We start from the raw sequence: 18768 nt of genomic DNA on the forward strand, positions 1-18768 counted from the left end.
CGCTTTTTTTCTGTTGCAACAATTCTTACATAACATAAAAAAATTGATAGAAATCATTGAACTATTTGTCCAATGACAGGATATTTTGAAGATATATAATATAGGATAGGAATATGTTTCACTTGAAGAGCTCGTCAAATAACCAAATAGGGGGAAATTTGTTGAAAACGCAAATTGAACAAAATGGAATTGTTACCCTGACACCTGAAGTAGCTAATGGTTTAAGTGGCAGTTACATGTGGAATGATGACCTGCGCCCAACGACAATGGAAGAACATTCATGGAAGGGGATGAACTTTGCCACTTTATGGATTGGCATGTGTTTGTGTATTCCGTCCTACACGATGGCAAGTGGCTTGATATCTTTGGGAATGAATTGGTGGCAAGCGATTGGAACGATTTTTCTTGGGAATGTCATAGTCCTTATCCCTATTCTATTAAACTCACATGCTGGTACTAAATTTGGAATTCCCTATCCCGTGTTTGCAAGGTTATGGTTTGGCTCAAAAGGAGCACACATCCCAGCTTTAGCAAGAGCCATTGTTGCTGCTGGCTGGTTCGGTATTAACACTTGGATTGGTACGGGTGCAATAGATACACTTTTATCGGCTTCATTTCCTGCCTGGAGAAACTTAAGTGGACATACGGCTATAATATTTGCCTTGTTTTGGGGGTTAAATGTGGTCGTCGCCTATAAGGGACCTCAAGCAATGAAAGTCCTTGGTTTAATTGCCACACCGATTGTAGGTATCGCTTCGATCATCCTTCTTATTTGGGCATATACGAATGCTGGAGGCTGGGGCCCTATCTTGGACACACCATCAAAATTCACGACAACAGGGGCGTTTTTAAAAGTGTTTTTCCCAGCATTAACAGGTGTCATTGCTTTCTGGGCAACACTAGCCTTGAATATTCCAGACTTCTGTCGATATGCAAAAAGTCAAAAATCACAAATGCTTGCTCAAAGCTTTTCTCTTCCACTGACAATGAGTATTTTCTCCTTTATTGGCATCGCCGTCACCTCTGCAACAGTGGTGATTTTCGGAACAGCCCTTTGGGATCCAGTTCAACTGCTAGCGAAATTCCCTCCATACATTATCTTTTTGGGCACGTTAATCATTGTTATTGCATCCTTAACCATTAATGTCGGTGCAAACATCGTCGCACCTGCGCGCGCAATTGAAAATTTAAATCCAAAACGAATTACTTTCGGATTAGGTGCTCTAATAACGGGGATTTTTGCGATTCTAATGCAGCCATGGTACATAATGGAGAACTTTGGGAATTATATTTTTGGCTGGTTGGGAACATATGGAGCGTTACTTGGACCGATTGATGGGATTGCGATTGCAGATTACTGGCTGGTTCGCAAGCGACAAATGGCACTAAATGAGCTATATGATGTAAATGGCCGGTATAGTTATACATCTGGTTTTAATAAAAATGGCGTATATGCCCTAATTATTGGTGTAGGTATTCCCGTCCTGGGTCTTTTCATTCCTGGACTTCGTTTTTTATGGGATAATGCGTGGACATTTGGATTGTTTATCTCCATTATCGCCTACACCTATTTAATGAGAGGAGATAAGAGCGTACTAAAACCTGGAGAATATGAGAAAATTACAAGCTTCAAAACATCCATTCCTGATAATAAGCCAGATGCAGTGACGGGGAATGAAACAGAGTTTTTTTATTAAAACTTGATAAATAAACAAAAAGCTTGGATTATTATTCCAAGCTTTTTAATGTGTGGGAAAATCGATTAATCATTGGACCGGAATGCTTCTGTTTTAGGAGGATTAACATATTTACCATCCATTTTGACGCCCACACCTTGGTCATAGACCATTTTCCCTCCAAAATATCCCACTGCAAGGATGCTAGCAGAACAAATTAAGGTAAGAAGACAATACATGACCAGAGAAATCTTATGAAATTCTTTCTTTTTAAAAATAAAGGAAGCACGGAATGCGACAACAAGAAAGGCAAGGACGGTGGCAATATCAGCCAGACTTTCGTGATATTCGAATACATTAGTATTTCCTCTCGCATCATTCTCGGGCCCAGTGCCAATTGCTATCCAAGCACTAATAAATGCAATGGCCCACAGCCAAAAACCTCTCTTCGGTGAAAACCTCCGCTTTGTAACCATCCAAAATAAATCATAACACGTCGCCATAATGATTAAAGCAATTGGAAAATGCACCATAATAGGGTGAATATGTGAAATTAGTTCTTCAAACATTGCCTTTCCTCCTCTGTTTAAAAGATTCGATGAGTTTAAGAGACTGTCCTACTACCTAAATTTTACAATAGGAAAATGAAAATTTCCTGAAAATTACAACTAAAACCAACATGTTTATTTTATCTGTTCACAGAAATTCCTTTTTCTTAAAAGGACTAGGGAGCACCTCTATCAGAATCGCTTGCCTCTTTCGACAATTTTCTTCAAATCGTTCGAAAACTGATATTGTGATATAATATAGGCAATGAAACGGAGGTGTTTAAATGGAGAAGCAAATATTTACCTTACTGCAGGAAATGAATAAAAAGCTGGATCATTTAGATTTAACGCTGAAAGAGCACAGCGTAATATTGAAAGAGCAAGGCGAAATGTTGATAGAGCACGGCAAGATGTTGAATGAGCACAGCAATACGTTGAATGAGCATAGCGAAGCCTTAAAAGAACAAAGTAGAACTTTAAGCGCATTGAGGACTGAACAAGAATTTCAAAAAGCCGAATTAAGTGAAATGAAACTTCAAAATGCTAAAGACTTTAGCGAAATTAAAGAACAATTAAAAAACCAAGAAGACAGCATTGAAATATTAAAAGATGAGACATGGAATAATAAGAAAAGTATCTTGAGGGTTCAAAAAACCATGGGGCTTTCCTAGTATCGATTCAACCGCAAAATTTAATAATTGTATTAAGACCATTTGAAATAAAGTTATTTAATAGTCAGAAACTCCTCATATGTATTAACATCTATTATCTCTTCAAATGAAATCTCCATCCAACCAGCCAAACAAAATCGGCTTTTTTTACGTAAGAATGAAAAACACCTTCACACAAAATAAGCTAAAAATCACTCAAGAAAAAAAGTCCCAGGCACTCCCCAGAAAATTGGATGGTGCCTGGCACTTTTTTGCAGCATGCCAATATGTTCCTTAATTGGTAATAATTGATTAAAGTAAATAGATAGTTAAAAGATGGTTCGTAATGGTTCCATCTTTTTTTGTATACCGAATTGTGATAACTCCTAGTGGTTTCGCTCTTTCGTGCCCTAGTAAACTTGCTAAACGATTTGGTATGAAACTTGATTTGGATGAATATAATCTTATCAAATTGTAAAACAAGTTCTGTGACAGAGGGAGGAAATGAAATTTGGAAATTTTAAGATTTAACCAATTGAAAGCTTTTGTAGAATTGGATTATAAGGGTAGACATGATATTATTCCACAAAATCATTTCCGTTTAGAAGATTTAAAATGGTTAATGGGGCAAGCCGAAAAAGCTATGTATTTTGAACGATCGTTAAGAACTATCGCAGAAGATATGAATGAGAAGGAAACCAGTGAATTAATTGAAGTGGCAAGGAAGGCATTAAGAGATTAGTGGTGTGGTGCCTCACTCGAAGGTGGCGATACTTAAAAAAGTATCGCTTTGTCTTTTTTTGCTGGAAAAGTGATGTGTTCTGCCATTTCAGCCATCAAGTTTCCTTCTTTTGCAAATAAAGATAATAAAAATATCATTATGATATCAAATATATTCTTTTTATCCCTTATAATATCATTATGGAATGATGTTAATCAGAGCAACGCAGTCAATTCTGAAAGGGGATACATATTCTTGAACGAGAAATTTCTAGATTTACTAGCCCAAAAATATGATAGTGCAGAAAAAGTCGCAACAGAAATTATTAATCTCGAAGCCATCCTAAATCTACCAAAAGGAACTGAACATTTTGTCAGTGATTTACATGGAGAGTATCAAGCTTTTCAACATGTATTAAGAAATGGTTCAGGGAATGTAATAGAGAAGATTAATGACTTGTTTCAAGATACGCTTTCTGAAAACGAGAGGAATGAATTTGCAACATTAATTTATTACCCAGAAGAAAAATTGAAGTTAATAAAAAGTCATTTTGGGAATGAACTAGAATTAAACCAATGGTATACAGAAATCATTGAGCGAATGATTAAGCTCATTTCTTATGCCTCCTCCAAATACACACGCTCTAAGTTACGTAAAGCTTTGCCTAAACCATTTGTGTATATCATTGAAGAGTTACTCTACAAAAAAGATGATTCCACAAATAAGGACGATTATTATTCAAAAATTGTTCAGCAGATCATCTCCTTAGCACAGGCGGATCAACTGATCATAGGTCTTGCCTATACAACACAAAGATTAGTTGTCGATCATCTTCATGTAGTGGGTGATATTTACGACCGGGGACCCGAGCCCGATAAAATTATCGATACATTGATTGATTACCATTCGGTTGATATCCAATGGGGAAACCATGATGTCCTATGGCTAGGTGCCTTTGCGGGATCAAAGGTATGTCTGGCAAATATTATTCGTATTTGTGCGAGATATGACAATTTAGATATTATCGAAGACGTATATGGAATCAATCTTAGACCGTTACTTAATCTAGCGGAAAAGTACTATGAAGACAATCCAGCCTTTAGACCAAAGGTCCAATCTGAAAAGAAACTATCAGATTATGAACAACTGCAAATTACGAAAATACATCAGGCAATCGCGATGATTCAATTCAAACTGGAAATCCCGATCATCAAGAGGCGCCCGTATTTTAATATGTCAGAAAGGCGTTTACTTGAGAAAATTGATTATGAAAAGAAAGAAATAACAATCCATGGGAAAACCTATCCTTTAGAAAATAGTTGCTTTGCTACTGTTAATCCAATGCAGCCAGATCGATTATTAGAGGAAGAACAACAAGTGATCGAAAAATTATTATTTTCTGTTCAGCATTCCGAAAAGCTGGCTAGACATATGAATTTTCTTATGAAAAAGGGAAGCCTATATTTGAAATATAACGGAAACTTGTTAATCCATGGCTGTATTCCTTTAGATGAAGAAGGGAATATGGAAAAAATGACGATTGAAAACAAAACGTATGCCGGCCGTGAATTATTAGATACCTTTGAATCATATTTACGATATGCGTTTGAACACCCGGAAATGACAGATGACCTTGCAACAGATATGGTTTGGTATTTATGGACTGGAGAATATTCATCCCTCTTTGGTAAAAGAGAGATGACCACCTTTGAACGGTACTTTATTAAGGAGAAGGAGACGCATAAGGAGGGAAAGAACCCTTATTATTATTTGCGTGAGAAGGAAGAAATTTGCCAAAAAATCCTGGCTGAATTTGATCTCCACCCTGAGCAGGGTCATATTATCAACGGTCATACTCCAGTAAAAGAAATTGATGGAGAGAATCCCATCAAAGCGAATGGACGAATGCTTGTCATCGATGGCGGGTTCTCAAAACCTTATCAATCGGTTACAGGTATAGCAGGATACACCTTACTATATAATTCCTACGGTATGCAGTTGGTGGCTCATAAACAGTTTCATTCCAAAGAAGTTGTATTAGGTGACACAACGGATGTATTATCAGTCAAAAGGTTAGTGGATAAAGAACTGGTAAGAAAAAAGGTAAGAGAAACGAATATTGGGAAAGAACTATTACAGGAAATTTCCATTTTGAATAGTTTGAGGGAATATCGATATATGAATTAAAGCGGATTGTAGCTTTTCTCCATTCTTTTTGTGTAAAATAAGAATGGAAAATAAACTAGAAAAGGTGAGAACATGAGTCAATTATCCGAGTTGTTATCCAATCAACATGATCAAAATGTCGAGGAATTAAAAGAATTGCTCCGGATTCCAAGCATCAGTTCCTTATCGGAGAATAAAGAGGACATCCAAAAAGCAGCTTCATGGATTGCCAATAAATTAGAAAGCATTGGACTTGAACATGTTGAAATCGTTCAAACAAAAGGGCATCCGATTATCTATGCAGATTGGCTTCATCAGGAAAACGCCCCAACAGTCTTAGTATACGGCCATTATGACGTACAGCCCGTTGATCCATTGCATTTATGGGAAACGCCTCCATTTGAGCCAACGATTCGTGATGAAAAAATCTATGCTAGAGGGGCAACTGACGACAAAGGGCAGACGTTCTTACATATCAAAGCAGTGGAAACACTATTGAAAGTAGAAGGTAAGTTACCGATAAACGTAAAATTCTGCATCGAAGGAGAAGAAGAAATCGGAAGTCCTCATCTTCCGCCATACTTATCCGAGAATAAAGAGAAATTATCCTGTGATGTAGTCGTTATTTCTGATTCTGATATGTGGGATAGAGGCGTCCCTGCGATTACTTATTCCTTAAGAGGTCTGTGTGCATTAGAATTGTCCCTTAAAACCGCAAATTCTGATTTGCACTCGGGCATGTTCGGCGGAGGAGTTCAAAACGCCAACCATCTATTGGTGCAGCTGCTTTCTAGTCTTCATGATTCTAATGGTAAGGTAAATGTGGACCATTTTTATGATGATGTTGTCGAACTTACAGAATTTGAAAAGGAACAAATTAAAGCACTAGGCTTTGATGAAGAAAAATTGAAAAAATCGTTAGGGTTAACCGATTTAACGGGAGGGGAAAACAACAATTTTCCTTACGCTGAGAGAATTAGTTCCCGGCCAACATTAGAAATAAACGGTTTATGGGGCGGATTTCAGGGAGAAGGAACAAAAACGGTCATCCCGAATGAGGCTCATGCCAAAATCACCTGCCGCCTAGTTCACAATCAAAACCCTGAAAAAATTCAAGGATTGGTCAAAAACCATCTTGAGAAACATGCACCAAAAGGATGCAGATTGGAAGTGTCGCTACAAGATACCGGCAATCCATTCTTAACTCCGATCGACAGTCCGATGATTCAAAAAGCGGCCGAAGCGTATGAAACCGTTTATGGAAAAGCGCCTGTTTACAAAAGAGAAGGCGGCTCGATTCCAATTGTATCGGATTTCAATCATTCTCTAAATGCACCGGTTGTCTTAATGGGATTCGGTTTGCCAGATGAAAATCTTCACGCTCCAAACGAACACTTTAACCTAGAAAACTTTGATAAAGGAATCTTAACGATTTGTTCCTTTTTAGAACTTGTTAAAAAGTAAAAAAGTGCCTGACACCACCCTCGGTGGTGTCAGGCACTTTTAATAGATTCGTGTGTTTGAACCAAGTAAAATAGGGGACAGGCAGCTAATTATTAATAAACTTTATCACCGTTAAAGATTGAGTTCTTTACGATGACATAGTCTACCGTACGGATGTCTTTTAACTTGTTCCCTCCCGCGTAGGAAATAGCGGACTGAAGATCTTGTTCCATTTCGATTAATGTATCGATTAAACGGCCCTTGTATTCCACGTACATTTTTTTACCTTCGACATTTTTTCGTTCGCCTTTTTGGAATTCTGAAGCCGAGCCGAAGTATTCTTTAAAATGCTTTCCGTCCTTCTTAATTGTTTCCCCAGGAGATTCTTCATGTCCCGCAAATAAAGAACCAATCATGACCATTGATGCCCCAAATCTAATGGATTTCGCGATATCACCATGTGTACGAATGCCGCCGTCAGCAATAATTGGTTTGCTTGCAGCCTTGGCACACCATCTTAGAGCAGCTAATTGCCAGCCGCCTGTTCCAAATCCAGTCTTTATTTTCGTAATACATACTTTCCCAGGCCCAATCCCTACTTTCGTTGCATCTGCACCAGCATGTTCTAATTCTCTTACAGCTTCTGGAGTACCGACATTTCCGGCAATGACAAAGCTATTTGGCAGTTGTTTCTTAATATGCTTTATCATTTCAATCACGGCATTGGAGTGGCCATGGGCGATATCGATGGTAATAAATTCAGGTGTTAGATTTTCATTTGCCAGCTGGTTGATGAATTCGTACTCTCCCTCTTTTACACCCACACTAATAGAAGCGATAAGTCCTCGTGCATGCATGTCCTTTACGAAGGAAAGACGCTTTTCAGGCTGGAAACGGTGCATAATATAGAAGTAACCATTTTCCGCAAAGGAAATTGCTAGCTTTTCGTCTATAATCGTCTGCATATTTGCAGGTACAACTGGTAATTTGAATGTATGTCCACCAAAAGTGACACTTGTATCACACTCAGAACGACTGTTAACTATAGATTTAGCAGGAATCAGTTGAATATCTTCATAATCAAATACAGTATCCATAAATTACACCTCTAAACACGAATATTTTAGTTAAATTATTATGTATCGTTCGTACATTTGTTAATTTACAGCATATTGATCATTTTGTCAAAACATTTAATAATTATGTAGTGTATAAATAATTATCTGATTAACTATAAGTGCCCTTCAAGGACGATATATTTACAACCTGTAAAGCATTCTAAACATTAATTGTTAAGAATGCTTTACAGGTAAAGGAACTGGTGAAGTGACTTTCCTACTTTCAACTTTTAAAAATAATGGTGACCAGGTATTGTAAAGAGGAAAAATCAATCTCACACAGATATAGGTTAACCATTTTTTATTAACATAAAAAGGCTGCAGTCCAAAATAAACATAAGATAGCGAACTTTTTTCTCCTGTTTCATTTTCAAAAGTTTACTAGTCATTTAAGTTTATTCATACTTGAAGTCTTTTTATTGAATGAACCTTGATAGGGATTTTAGGGGGTATGGTGATGAGTATTAAGGAGAGCATTTTCGAAAAGGAAGGGCGGAAGTTTCCAGGGGCGACCTATTCGGAGGTAGTATTGGCACCTGCTTATGAGCACGCGAAGCATACTTTACTAGAGCCAATGCTTGCAGTCCATAAAGCCCACCTGATTATGCTGGTGAAACAAGGGTTGTTGCAGGTGAGTGGAGCTTCCCAAATCCTGGCCGGTATTTGCGCACTTGATAAAGAGACACTTCTTCAAACCCACTATGATGGACAATATGAGGATCTCTTTTTCTTTGTAGAAAGTCAAATTATGAAGGTTGCCGGCGAAATAGGTGGGAGTTTGCACCTTGCTCGGAGCCGGAACGATATGGGTGTTGCAATGTACAGGATGGTTCTTAGGGACAAAATTTTACTCGCCATCGAGGCGCTGCTTTCCTTTCAAGAAACACTTTTGAAAGTGATTGACATTTATAAGGAAACCATTGTTCTGGGGCATACGCATACGCAGCAGGCCCAGCCGATGACGTTCTCCCATTATCTTTTGGGAATGTACGATGTCGTTGATCGTGACTTAAAAAGATTGATGGCAGCCTATGATACATGCAATGCCAGTCCTCTCGGTGCGGCGGCACTCACTACAACTGGATTTCCGATTAATCGAAATACAGTCGCAGAGCTATTAGGATTCCCGAAAATCATCAAGAGTGCCTATGATTCAATTGGCGGTGCAGATTATTTAGGGGAAATTGCCACAGCGATACAATTAACCTTTATCAACCTCGGACGATTTTCCCAAGATCTTCTCTTATGGTCCAGCCAGGAATTTTCAGCGATTCGTGTGGCAGACCCCTATGTTCAAACAAGTTCCATTATGCCGCAGAAAAGAAATCCTGTTTCGCTTGAGCATATTCGTGCATTAAGCTCGAGCGGAATTGGAAATGCTCAAACCGTACTTCAAATGTTACATAACACACCATACGGAGATATAAACGATACCGAGGATGACCTTCAGCCGTATTTATGGAAGGGCCTGCACCTCGTTAATCAAGTTTTTCGGTTAACAAAAGTGGTGGTTGGAACACTTGAAGTAAATGAAGCACTGTTAAAAAGAAGGGCCCAAGAAAGTTTTGCGACGATTACCGAATTAGCAGACACACTGTTTAGGGAAGCAAACATCTCGTTTCGTACCTCACATACCATAGCCAGCCAGGTGGTGAAAATTGCCTTGGCAAGAGGACTGAATGCGACTCATGTCACATCTGTACTCGTAGATGAAGCGGCAATAGCAGTTGTCGGAATTCCGTTGAATTTATCGGAGGAGATCATTCGGACAGCAATGGACCCAGAACACTTTGTTAAAATTAGGTCGCTTCCTGGCGGACCAGCACCGGAGGAAATGAAGCGGGCGATTGTGGAAAGAGAAGCTAGTTTACATGCCCATGTTTCTTTACACCAAACAGAGGTTAATCGAATTACACTATGTATGGAGAAGCTTGACGAACTGACAAGACAGTGGGGCAAAAAAGATGAAGACACTACTAATACTGGAAATTGATGGTGTTAAGATTTGAAATTCAAGGATAGCAAGTTTTGTAGGGACCAATAGAAATATTGACTTGTTTACGTAAACTTTGTTGTTTTAAGAAGTTTCTAAAGGACAAATCTCTTGTTCCTTTAGTGAAAATTGTCCAATAGGGTGCTCCTATTGGACAATTTTCTTGCTCCTGTCCTAATGTCATTAAAGCGGTGGGTTTTCAACTCCTAAATTTACCCAATCTTCTTTTGGGGGTCCATAAACTCCAAATGGCTTTAAACCTGCTTGACGGATAAGAATGGTTAATTGACCTCGATGATGAACAATGTGTTTAATTAGACCCATCAAAATTTGAGCATTTGTTTCTTCTCTTCCAAACGCCTTCTGTAATTGGCTCAATGAGTCATCTGTCCACTGTAGTTCGATAGCTTGAGATGCTTCTTCACTTACCCTTTTAAATGTTTCTGCTATTTCTTTTGCAGAAGCTGGGACGCTTACTGCATTTTCAACTTTCTTCATTTTTAACCCGAAATGACCTAAGTAATCTGGAATATTTGTAGTGAAATGCCACGCAATTCTACCTAAAGTACGCCCCTCTGGATAAACCTTTTGTTTTAAAGATTCATCTGTCAAACCAGCCAAAACTTTTTGAGTTAATAATGATTCTCTATTCCATTCTTTAATAAAGTCCGCAATTGTTACATACATAAAAATTCCTCCATAAACAATTCAATTGAATTTTGGGGTCAGTCCCCCGAGTGCGTTAAAGCTTTAGTTTAACGGGGCTGACCCTATTTTACAATTTACACAAACGTTGAAGCTGTTGAGTTAGGGATGCGGTCAATAGTACTATTTTACTATAATTTTGACAAAATAGGTACATTTTCAATATATTGGTATTTTTATAGGTGGATTATTCATCTTTTTTACGATGATCCTACAAAATTAGCTAATCTCTTCAGCAGCATGTCGTTTTGAAGGGAGAAGTAGCTATTTTCTTTCAAATATAATCAACCTAAAATTAGAATGGTAAGAAAAATTAATAGAGGAGGTTTTTATTCATGAAGAATAAAAAAAGGGGATTGGCGATGGTAGCTAGCAGTGTTTTGGCCATGTCTCTATTATCTTTTTCAACTAGCATTCACACATCGGCAAAAACGCAGACGGTCAGTTCACAGGCGGTAAGCAAAAACTATTTGATTGCTTATAAGCAGACATTGCCAAAGGACTATCAAACGGAAATTAAAAATGCAGGTGGAGTGGTAGTAAAAGCCATTCCAGAATTAGGGGCTGTTGAGGCACGCTCTACAAACCCTGATTTTCTCACCAAGCTGAATACCACTTCCATAGCGGCAGCAAATATAGAGAAATCCTTTAAACTGGAAAATGGTAACCCAGAGGGGGCGGATGGTAAGCCTGTTGCCCTTACTCCGGACTCAAATGGTACATATTGGAGTTCGCAATGGGATATTCGTCATCTAACAAATGAAGGGAAATCCTACGCAATTGAATCCGGTGGTACCAAAACAATCAGCGGTGTGAAACATAAGGCGGTTGTAGGTATCATCGACTCAGGTATCGATAAAGGACATCCAGATTTAAAAGCTAACTTTATTGGTGGTAAAAACTTTGTTCCTGCCGGCGGCTATTATGGAGATGTTCCGGCTGAGAAGGGGATTCAAAGCGATGTAACCGATACGAACGGTCACGGAACACATGTAGCCGGTTCGATCGCCGGCAATGGAAAAGTGAAAGGTGTCGGTCCAAACTTAGGAATCCGTGCCTACCGGATTTTTGATGATAGCGGTAGTGCTCCAACAGCACCAATTGTCGATGCGATTGTTCAAGCAGCCAACGACGGGGTGGATGTCATCAACATGTCCATTGGTGGATTTGATAGTTTGAAATATTACTATGAAGGTACTCGTTATAGTGATATTGCAGATGTTCTCCTTTGGAAACGGGCCGTTCAATATGCCGTTAAAAAAAATGTAACAATTGTGGCTTCGGCAGGCAATGAATCTCTCAATTACGCTGATAAAAAGTCACTTACAGACTATATGAACGCTACCTATGCAGATTCTGGAATTCGATTTAGCGGCGTAACAATTGAGGTGCCCGGCAGCACTCCTGGAGTTATTAATGTTTCGTCCTCTAATAAATGGTCAAGCAATAAGCTTGCGTTTTATTCCAACTATGGTAATGGATTTATCGATGTAGCAGCCCCAGGAGGAGATAACGGACCAGTATATGCTTCAACACTAGATTTAAATCAACGTGACTTTACCTATCGAGCACTTTCCACATGGCCACGGTACCTGGATGCCTATTTCACGATGCAAAATAATGAAGGCTACGCCTACTTGCATGGAACATCAATGGCAGCACCAAAAGTAGCCGGAATCGCAGGAGTCATTAAGGCTGCCCATCCAAATTATACTCCATCTCAAGTAGAGGCTCTTATCGAAAAAACAGCACTTGATTATGGAAAACCAGGCCATGATGAATTGTATGGATCAGGTGAAGCTAATGCGTTTACGGCTTTAACAGGTAAATAATTAAATGTTGCCTTTGCCAAATGGTGCCTGACACCAAAAATAAAGGAAGTCACCTTCGTAAATTGAATGGGACTTCCTTTTTTTGTATCTTATTCAAACTTAAAGTGAGAAAAAATCTACTTAGAAGTGACGGGTACTTTTCCACAAGCGCAAAAACAGTATGATATAATTCAGTTATAAAATAATTTTTCTTTTTAATTTTCAAAAATGATTTAATAAAATAAATGATAGATTAATATTAACCATTCAAAACGTTTTAGTGTTTTTAAAAGTAGGTGGACACAAAGTGAAGAAACAGAATACAACGACATATGGTTGTCCGATAACTTTGACTAAGACGGCAAAGGAAAAGATGCGGGAGCTCGGGTTGGATGAGCGATCGTTTTTTTTATTGGAAAATTCATTTCACGTGTATATAGAAAAGTATCCACAGGCAGCAGATCGAACAGTTTCAGTTGCATTGTTTTTTGACAATCAGGCGAGCATAAGGCTGGCCGATACGTGCAAAGGGTTTGTGGTGGTCCTGCATTGTGTAGTCAAGCAGGATCGATTTCTTGCAACGAATGTGACAAGCAGAGCTGCGCATATCCCATTGCAGTCTAATTGGCGCCGCCCAGTAGACCTCACGTTTGATCTGAACGTTCAGCGGAATCAACAGGTATCGACTGATTTGTTGAACTTAATTCACAACATGCCGGTTGCGCAGGAAAGTTCAATGTACGTGAAGAAGCGAATAGCGAGTTGGGAAGGCTACTTGAAAATCCAGGAGCGATCTGCGGATATTCCTGATATGACATCTCGCTATTCGAGGCTTATATACAATGATGATTTCAGCCGAGTCACGATTATGGGTTGTCAGCTGAATGAAAAGGAATGGAAGTCTCTCAAGGATTTGAGTGTTAAGCTCAAGGGAATGGACCAGGATATTGGTAAGGTCCTAAAAGCGAATCGTTCCGCCTCCACGGTTGAAGTAGAATTACACGGTTATATGGAGGAACAGGCTCGCCGGCAGCGGCTTGACAACCAGCCAAAAGAAGTTACCTTTAGTAATTTTGCAACCTTAAGCCAGGTGAAAAGACTACGGCAAGGGTTTAAGCAATTAGAAAAAGGCCTGGCTGCGAATCCGGAGCTTGAACGCCTTTTATTTGAAAACAAACCACCGGTTAAAACAGTGAAAAAGCGAGCAACGCTTCAATTTCAGAATCGATTGAACGAGTTCCAGCAAGAAGCGGTTATAGGCGCTATGTCTGCTGAAGACTTATATGTAATTCAAGGACCGCCAGGAACAGGAAAAACAACGGTTATTTCTGAAATTTGCCTGCAAAATGCCAAGGCGGGGCTGCGCACCTTGGTTGCTTCACAGTCAAATTTAGCGGTCGACAATGCCCTTGGTCGATTGCTAGCAAATAAAGACATCAGAATTCTTCGGGTCGGGCGTACGGAAAGTATTGAAGAAGAAGGCAAAAAGTTCATTGAAGAAAATGTCGGACAATATTGGAAAGACCATACGTTACATGAGGCGAATAAACAGGAGCAAGAGCAACTCCAGAAAGTGCTTGCACGAGTGGAGGCTGAGCTCGAAGCGAAAAATAAAGCAGAACAGCAATATAACGAAATTCAGTCTATACTCGATAAGTATAAAAAGGACGTTTTTTGTGCTGAAAAGGAGCAGCAATCAGCACAGCAACATTTGCAAGAAATCGGGCAGTCACTACGTCAATTGAATGACATTATTGAAAAAGACGAAACGTTTCTAGCTGGTGAGCCTGACAGTGGGGTAATGCAAAAAGAGTTGGATGCCCATCAACAAGCGATGGTGCGACTGCAAAATAGCGTTGCATTTCAAGAGCTAGAAGATGAGATTTATGAAAAAAGGCAAACGATGGAACAGGCTTCTGCAGCATGTGAAAAATGGAGCGACGCAGTGAAGCGGACGGATACTTTAACTGTAAGAATAACAACTGCTCCAAAAATTGATAACTTAAAATGGATTATTCTGGAACAAAATATCAATAGGTCTTTACGAGTTCAGCAGTTAATCGCAGAGCTCGAGGGAATCCGCAGAGAAATGGGCCAGTGGATTAAATTAAAAGAATATAATGATACATTAAACCGAGCTATTTTCTTTGTTGAACAGCTTTTGGAGCGGAAGCACATATCAATCGGCCAGCTACAGCAACGAATGATACTTGGGACTTCCGTTTCAACGAACGCTGTGGAAATTGATCAATTTTTAGACAAACTAAGAAGTGAATTAAAGGGAAACTCAAAAATTTACCCACAGAGACTTGTAACATTTCTTGAAGGATTATACGGTAGGAGACACTTTGTTTGGCAAAAAACGAAACGCTTAAAGCAGTATGATGCATATAAAAAAATGGCACAAGAGGCCATTCGGCTATTGAAACAGGAATTGATCGAGCAAGTTCAGCCTATGCAGCAAGAAAATAAACTGATGCATCAAAAGTGGCAAAGGGAGATGGGTGAGCAGAGCACCAAGCTTACTATTTTACAAAACAAGCATAAAGAAATGATGGCAGACGCAGAAATTATTCCAAACGTAAAAGAATTGCTTCATCAAAAAGAAGCAATAGTGCTAGATTTGCAGAAAAAGAAAGAGCGATATGAGCAAGCTAAGCTTCGGGTTGAAATGAATGGTCAAAAACGAGTAAAAGGAGTCCTGCAGCTACAAGAAGCTGAACAGGAACGAACACAAATCGACGGCCGTCTTGCACAACTGTACAATATACTTAAAGAAAAGGAAGAAGATCTGGTACCTCTACATGAAATCTTGTCTACAGAACCGGAACGGGAGCATGAAAGGGTATTACGGAAATTGGCGAGTAATTCTTTTACACGCGATTCATTAAAGCAGGAAAAGCAAAAGCTTCCGCTATTCCAGTCCATCCAAGGGATGTGGCTTTCCTTGTTGGAAGAAGCAAGTGACCATGACCTGAATGAAATCCGAAAACTTTATGTGCAGCATGCTAACGTGATTGGAACCACATGTGTGGCTTCCGCACGCAAAGATTTTATTGAAAGCTACCCTGTTTTTGATGTGGTTATCATTGATGAAGTATCAAAAGCAACCCCGCCAGAGCTGCTTTTGCCGATGCTAAAAGGGAAGAAAATCATTTTAGTTGGCGATCATCACCAGCTGCCACCTCTGTTAGGAAACGATACGCTGGAGGAAACGCTGCAGGAAATGGCAGAAGAAAGTGAAGACTTTGAAGGAAAAGCTGAATTGAAAAATCTGTTAAAAGAGTCGCTGTTTGAACGGTTGTTTAAAAACCTACCGAAAAGTAATAAAACCATGCTTGCCATCCAATATCGGATGCATGAAAACATTATGGCAACCATCACCCAGTTTTATGATCAAGAAAACGAACGACTCCAATGTGGCTTGAAAAACTCTGAGTTGGAACGGGACCACAAGCTTGAATCAACGCTCATACAGCGGAACAATCATCTTCTCTGGCTGGATATGCCGAACGAGCCTGCGTTTTTCGAAGAAAGAATGAAAGGCGGAAAAAGCCTGTATAACCCGGCCGAATTAAAGAGGATTGGTTCATTGTTGAAGGAATTGGACGTGGCGGCGGCACAGGCGAAGCAAGAAGGAAGAATGGAAGCCAATGAGAAAAAAAGCATTGGTGTTATTAGTTTTTACGGAGAACAAGTGAAAAGGATCGACCGCATGATTCATCAGGAGCTTCGTTTACCCCACTTAACGATTCGCACAGGGACAGTGGACAGGTTTCAAGGCATGGAAATGGATGTGATTCTACTAAGCATGGTGCGCAATCACGATAATAAACAGGATGACATCGGCTTTGCTAAAGATTATCGAAGGTTAAATGTAGCCTTGTCGAGAGCAAGAGAGCTGCTTGTGTTAATTGGTAGTACTAAGATGTTTACCGAGCGGACGAAACATAAGGATACTAGACAGATGTACACGAACGTATTAGAAGCCGCAAAAAAACAACAAGGCCTGCGAACGCTCGAAGAGGTGAGTTTGCATGAATAAATTAAATAAGCAGTTACGCTCGATCTTACTTGAAAATCCAGCGGTCCAGATCAAGAAGTCCGTTATGTGGCATTTGCCGGTAAGAACCTATAATGTGTCTTTTAAGCCGGTAAAGCGGTCTAAAATGGACATTCTCATGAAAATGATGCTTCTCACTTTCGAGCAGACCGAAATCCGGCGAGCAGCCAATTTGTCTGAACTGCTACTGGTAGAGGAGCTGTTCATTGCAGATTTACTTGTAAAAATGCAGCGAATGGGCTTGATCCGACTGGAAAAAGAAAGCTACAAGTTAACATCAAAAGGGCAGGAGCAGGTAAAAACAGGAATCATGTTAGAGGAAATGAAAGAAGAGTCGACGGTGCTTTCATATAGTCCAGTTCATGATGAGTTTTGGCCAGAGATGGCCGAACATTTGCCTGAAACAACCGAAGAATTGCCGCTTTTTCGGTATGCAAATAATCAGGACCATATCAATGAGGACCGTATTTTACAAGTTCTCGCCGAGAGAGAAAACGGGCTGGACGAAAACGGCTTTCAAACAGTTGTGGCGGATGTAAATAGCTTCGACCTACAGAAGGTGGAACAAATTCCATGCTTGGAATTTCAAATATACAATAAAGAACAGGACATTTTCTACGCGCGCGTCTGGAATACATGGCGCGGGCGCTGGGATAATACACTCGAAAAACAAATAGAAGAGAAGGAAGGGCTGGAATGGCGGGAAAAGTGGATAGGATTTTAGGGTCAGTCCCCCGGTAAACTAAAGCTTTAATGCACCGGGGGACTGACCCCATTTTCTCATTTTCTATACCATTCAATTTGGTAATTCTTTGTACGCTAATTTCATAATGACCTCTTCGTGTTTGGGATATTTAAGTAAAAGGTCATTTTGGGTAAACAATTCAAAGTCTTGGAATTCAAAACCAGGAGATACCATACAACCCACTAAAGAGTAAGTATCTTTTTCCATTACGGACGACCCAAAGATTGAATTCTTAGGAACAAACGCTTGTGGAGCTTCTCCATTTTCTAGATTCATTCCTAACTTCAATTCCTCATATTCTCCATTATCATGTATAACATGGACAGTTAATGGGCTGCCAGCATGAAAATACCACAATTCATCAGATTTTAATCGATGAAAATGGGATACATTATCCGAAGTCAATAGAAAGTAAATACTCGTAAAAAGCTTTCGCTGCCCCTCAAAACCTACACTTAATTCATTGTCTGAAATTCTTTCCTTAGATGTATAGGTACTTTTGTAATACCCGCCTTCAGGATGGGAAACAAGTCCAAGATTCGAGATTAATGATTGTATTTCAATTTTGTTCATGTCAAAATCCTTTCTCAATTTCATTCCTATTGCATTTGAGCAGAAGAAAAATCAATTATCATCATACGATACATGACAGGATTAATCAAAGCTGGGGTTAATCTTTAGAGGTTATGAAGGCAGCTGTTTTCGGAGTACCAGATGCCATATGGGTGGAAAGTGTCAAAGTAGCTATTGTATTGAATGAGGGCCACAAGGCGAGTGAAGAGGAGCTTATTTAATATTTCTAGTTTTCGATTGTTAAAAAAGAATGAATCAACATTAAATGTAAAAAAATGCAGGTCACCAAGTATTTTTTGGATGAACTGCCTTTTTCTATTCGTCAAGCATTCTATTTGCTAACTTTTCATTAGAGAGTTAAACTAATTTTGTACCGAACGGTAGGTACAAAATAAAAAAATACTCTTTTTAATAAATAAAAATTCCCATTATAGGAAAAATGATAAAGGAGGTGTGTCAAATGAATATCACGATAACAGAAAATGCGGCAAAAGAACTAAATAACAAAATTGGTAAAAAAAACGGATACTTAAAAATTCAGAACGTAATGGAGGGG

14 protein-coding genes are annotated in these 18768 nt (G+C 39.2%); 10 read left to right on the top strand and 4 right to left on the bottom strand.

The window, feature by feature from the left end; translation table 11 throughout:
* The first annotated feature begins 161 nt into the window (after positions 1–161).
* Entirely contained in the window at positions 162–1697 is a 1536-nt protein-coding gene (locus tag BDR01S_RS09115) for an NCS1 family nucleobase:cation symporter-1 (protein ID WP_066255902.1), read from the top strand.
* A gap of 65 nt (positions 1698–1762) precedes the next feature.
* Here BDR01S_RS09115 and BDR01S_RS09120 read toward each other — a convergent pair whose 3' ends face one another.
* Entirely contained in the window at positions 1763–2245 is a 483-nt protein-coding gene (locus BDR01S_RS09120) for a DUF2231 domain-containing protein (protein ID WP_066255899.1), read from the bottom strand.
* Between the two features lie 263 nt (positions 2246–2508).
* Between BDR01S_RS09120 and BDR01S_RS09125 the strand changes: the two genes are divergently transcribed.
* From BDR01S_RS09125 to BDR01S_RS09140, 4 genes are all read left to right on the top strand, one after another.
* The gene (locus BDR01S_RS09125) at positions 2509–2895 is read left to right on the top strand and encodes a hypothetical protein (RefSeq protein ID WP_066255895.1); all 387 of its coding nucleotides are present in this window, start codon (positions 2509–2511) and stop codon (positions 2893–2895) included.
* A gap of 490 nt (positions 2896–3385) precedes the next feature.
* A complete protein-coding gene (locus BDR01S_RS09130; protein WP_066255893.1) occupies positions 3386–3616 on the top strand; it encodes a hypothetical protein in 231 nt (76 codons plus the stop codon).
* A 234-nt stretch (positions 3617–3850) separates the two neighbouring features.
* Positions 3851–5782 (top strand): fructose-bisphosphatase class III, encoded by a 1932-nt coding sequence (locus BDR01S_RS09135; RefSeq protein ID WP_066255890.1) that lies wholly within the window; start codon positions 3851–3853, stop codon positions 5780–5782.
* Between the two features lie 72 nt (positions 5783–5854).
* A complete protein-coding gene (locus BDR01S_RS09140) occupies positions 5855–7225 on the top strand; it encodes a dipeptidase (protein ID WP_066255888.1) in 1371 nt (456 codons plus the stop codon).
* A 92-nt stretch (positions 7226–7317) separates the two neighbouring features.
* Here the strand turns inward: BDR01S_RS09140 and guaC are convergent, their stop codons facing one another.
* Entirely contained in the window at positions 7318–8301 is a 984-nt protein-coding gene (gene guaC, locus BDR01S_RS09145) for a GMP reductase (protein ID WP_066255886.1), read from the bottom strand.
* Positions 8302–8779: 478 nt separating this feature from the next.
* Between guaC and argH the strand changes: the two genes are divergently transcribed.
* Positions 8780–10315: an argininosuccinate lyase gene (argH, locus tag BDR01S_RS09150; RefSeq protein WP_066255882.1), complete on the top strand. Its 1536-nt coding sequence runs from the start codon at positions 8780–8782 to the stop codon at positions 10313–10315.
* Between the two features lie 183 nt (positions 10316–10498).
* Here the strand turns inward: argH and BDR01S_RS09155 are convergent, their stop codons facing one another.
* A complete protein-coding gene (locus tag BDR01S_RS09155) occupies positions 10499–11002 on the bottom strand; it encodes a DinB family protein (RefSeq protein WP_066255879.1) in 504 nt (167 codons plus the stop codon).
* A gap of 353 nt (positions 11003–11355) precedes the next feature.
* Here BDR01S_RS09155 and BDR01S_RS09160 point away from each other — a divergent pair, with 353 nt between their 5' ends.
* The 3 genes from BDR01S_RS09160 (at position 11356) to BDR01S_RS09170 (ending at position 17618) form a co-directional block, all read left to right on the top strand.
* Positions 11356–12852, top strand: a complete 1497-nt coding sequence (locus BDR01S_RS09160; protein WP_066255877.1) for a S8 family serine peptidase — start codon at positions 11356–11358, stop codon at positions 12850–12852.
* Positions 12853–13138: 286 nt separating this feature from the next.
* Complete coding sequence (locus tag BDR01S_RS09165) at positions 13139–16876, top strand: DEAD/DEAH box helicase (protein ID WP_066255874.1); 3738 nt, start codon at positions 13139–13141, stop codon at positions 16874–16876.
* 64 nt (positions 16877–16940) lie between these two features.
* Positions 16941–17618, top strand: coding sequence for a hypothetical protein (locus BDR01S_RS09170; RefSeq protein WP_235846529.1), 678 nt, complete (start codon positions 16941–16943; stop codon positions 17616–17618).
* A gap of 72 nt (positions 17619–17690) precedes the next feature.
* Here BDR01S_RS09170 and BDR01S_RS09175 read toward each other — a convergent pair whose 3' ends face one another.
* Entirely contained in the window at positions 17691–18212 is a 522-nt protein-coding gene (locus BDR01S_RS09175) for a cupin domain-containing protein (RefSeq protein ID WP_066260107.1), read from the bottom strand.
* 113 nt (positions 18213–18325) lie between these two features.
* Between BDR01S_RS09175 and BDR01S_RS26645 the strand changes: the two genes are divergently transcribed.
* Complete coding sequence (locus tag BDR01S_RS26645; protein WP_335582583.1) at positions 18326–18433, top strand: hypothetical protein; 108 nt, start codon at positions 18326–18328, stop codon at positions 18431–18433.
* The last annotated feature ends 335 nt before the right edge of the window (positions 18434–18768 follow it).

It is taken from the genome of Neobacillus drentensis NBRC 102427 (genome assembly GCF_001591445.1).
Taxonomy (GTDB): Bacteria; Bacillota; Bacilli; order Bacillales; family Cytobacillaceae; genus Neobacillus; species Neobacillus drentensis.

Bases quoted from the DNA above. Each gene is read 5' to 3' on its own strand.
- BDR01S_RS09170 (WP_235846529.1), top strand. From the start codon at position 16,941: ATGTGGCATTTGCCGGTAAGAACCTATAATGTGTCTTTTAAGCCGGTA.
- BDR01S_RS09160 (WP_066255877.1), top strand. From the start codon at position 11,356: ATGAAGAATAAAAAAAGGGGATTGGCGATGGTAGCTAGCAGTGTTTTG.
- BDR01S_RS09155 (WP_066255879.1), bottom strand. From the start codon at position 11,002: ATGTATGTAACAATTGCGGACTTTATTAAAGAATGGAATAGAGAATCA.
- BDR01S_RS09120 (WP_066255899.1), bottom strand. From the start codon at position 2,245: ATGTTTGAAGAACTAATTTCACATATTCACCCTATTATGGTGCATTTT.
- argH (WP_066255882.1), top strand. From the start codon at position 8,780: ATGAGTATTAAGGAGAGCATTTTCGAAAAGGAAGGGCGGAAGTTTCCA.
- BDR01S_RS26645 (WP_335582583.1), top strand. From the start codon at position 18,326: ATGAAGGCAGCTGTTTTCGGAGTACCAGATGCCATATGGGTGGAAAGT.
- BDR01S_RS09125 (WP_066255895.1), top strand. From the start codon at position 2,509: ATGGAGAAGCAAATATTTACCTTACTGCAGGAAATGAATAAAAAGCTG.
- BDR01S_RS09140 (WP_066255888.1), top strand. From the start codon at position 5,855: ATGAGTCAATTATCCGAGTTGTTATCCAATCAACATGATCAAAATGTC.
- BDR01S_RS09175 (WP_066260107.1), bottom strand. From the start codon at position 18,212: ATGAACAAAATTGAAATACAATCATTAATCTCGAATCTTGGACTTGTT.
- guaC (WP_066255886.1), bottom strand. From the start codon at position 8,301: ATGGATACTGTATTTGATTATGAAGATATTCAACTGATTCCTGCTAAA.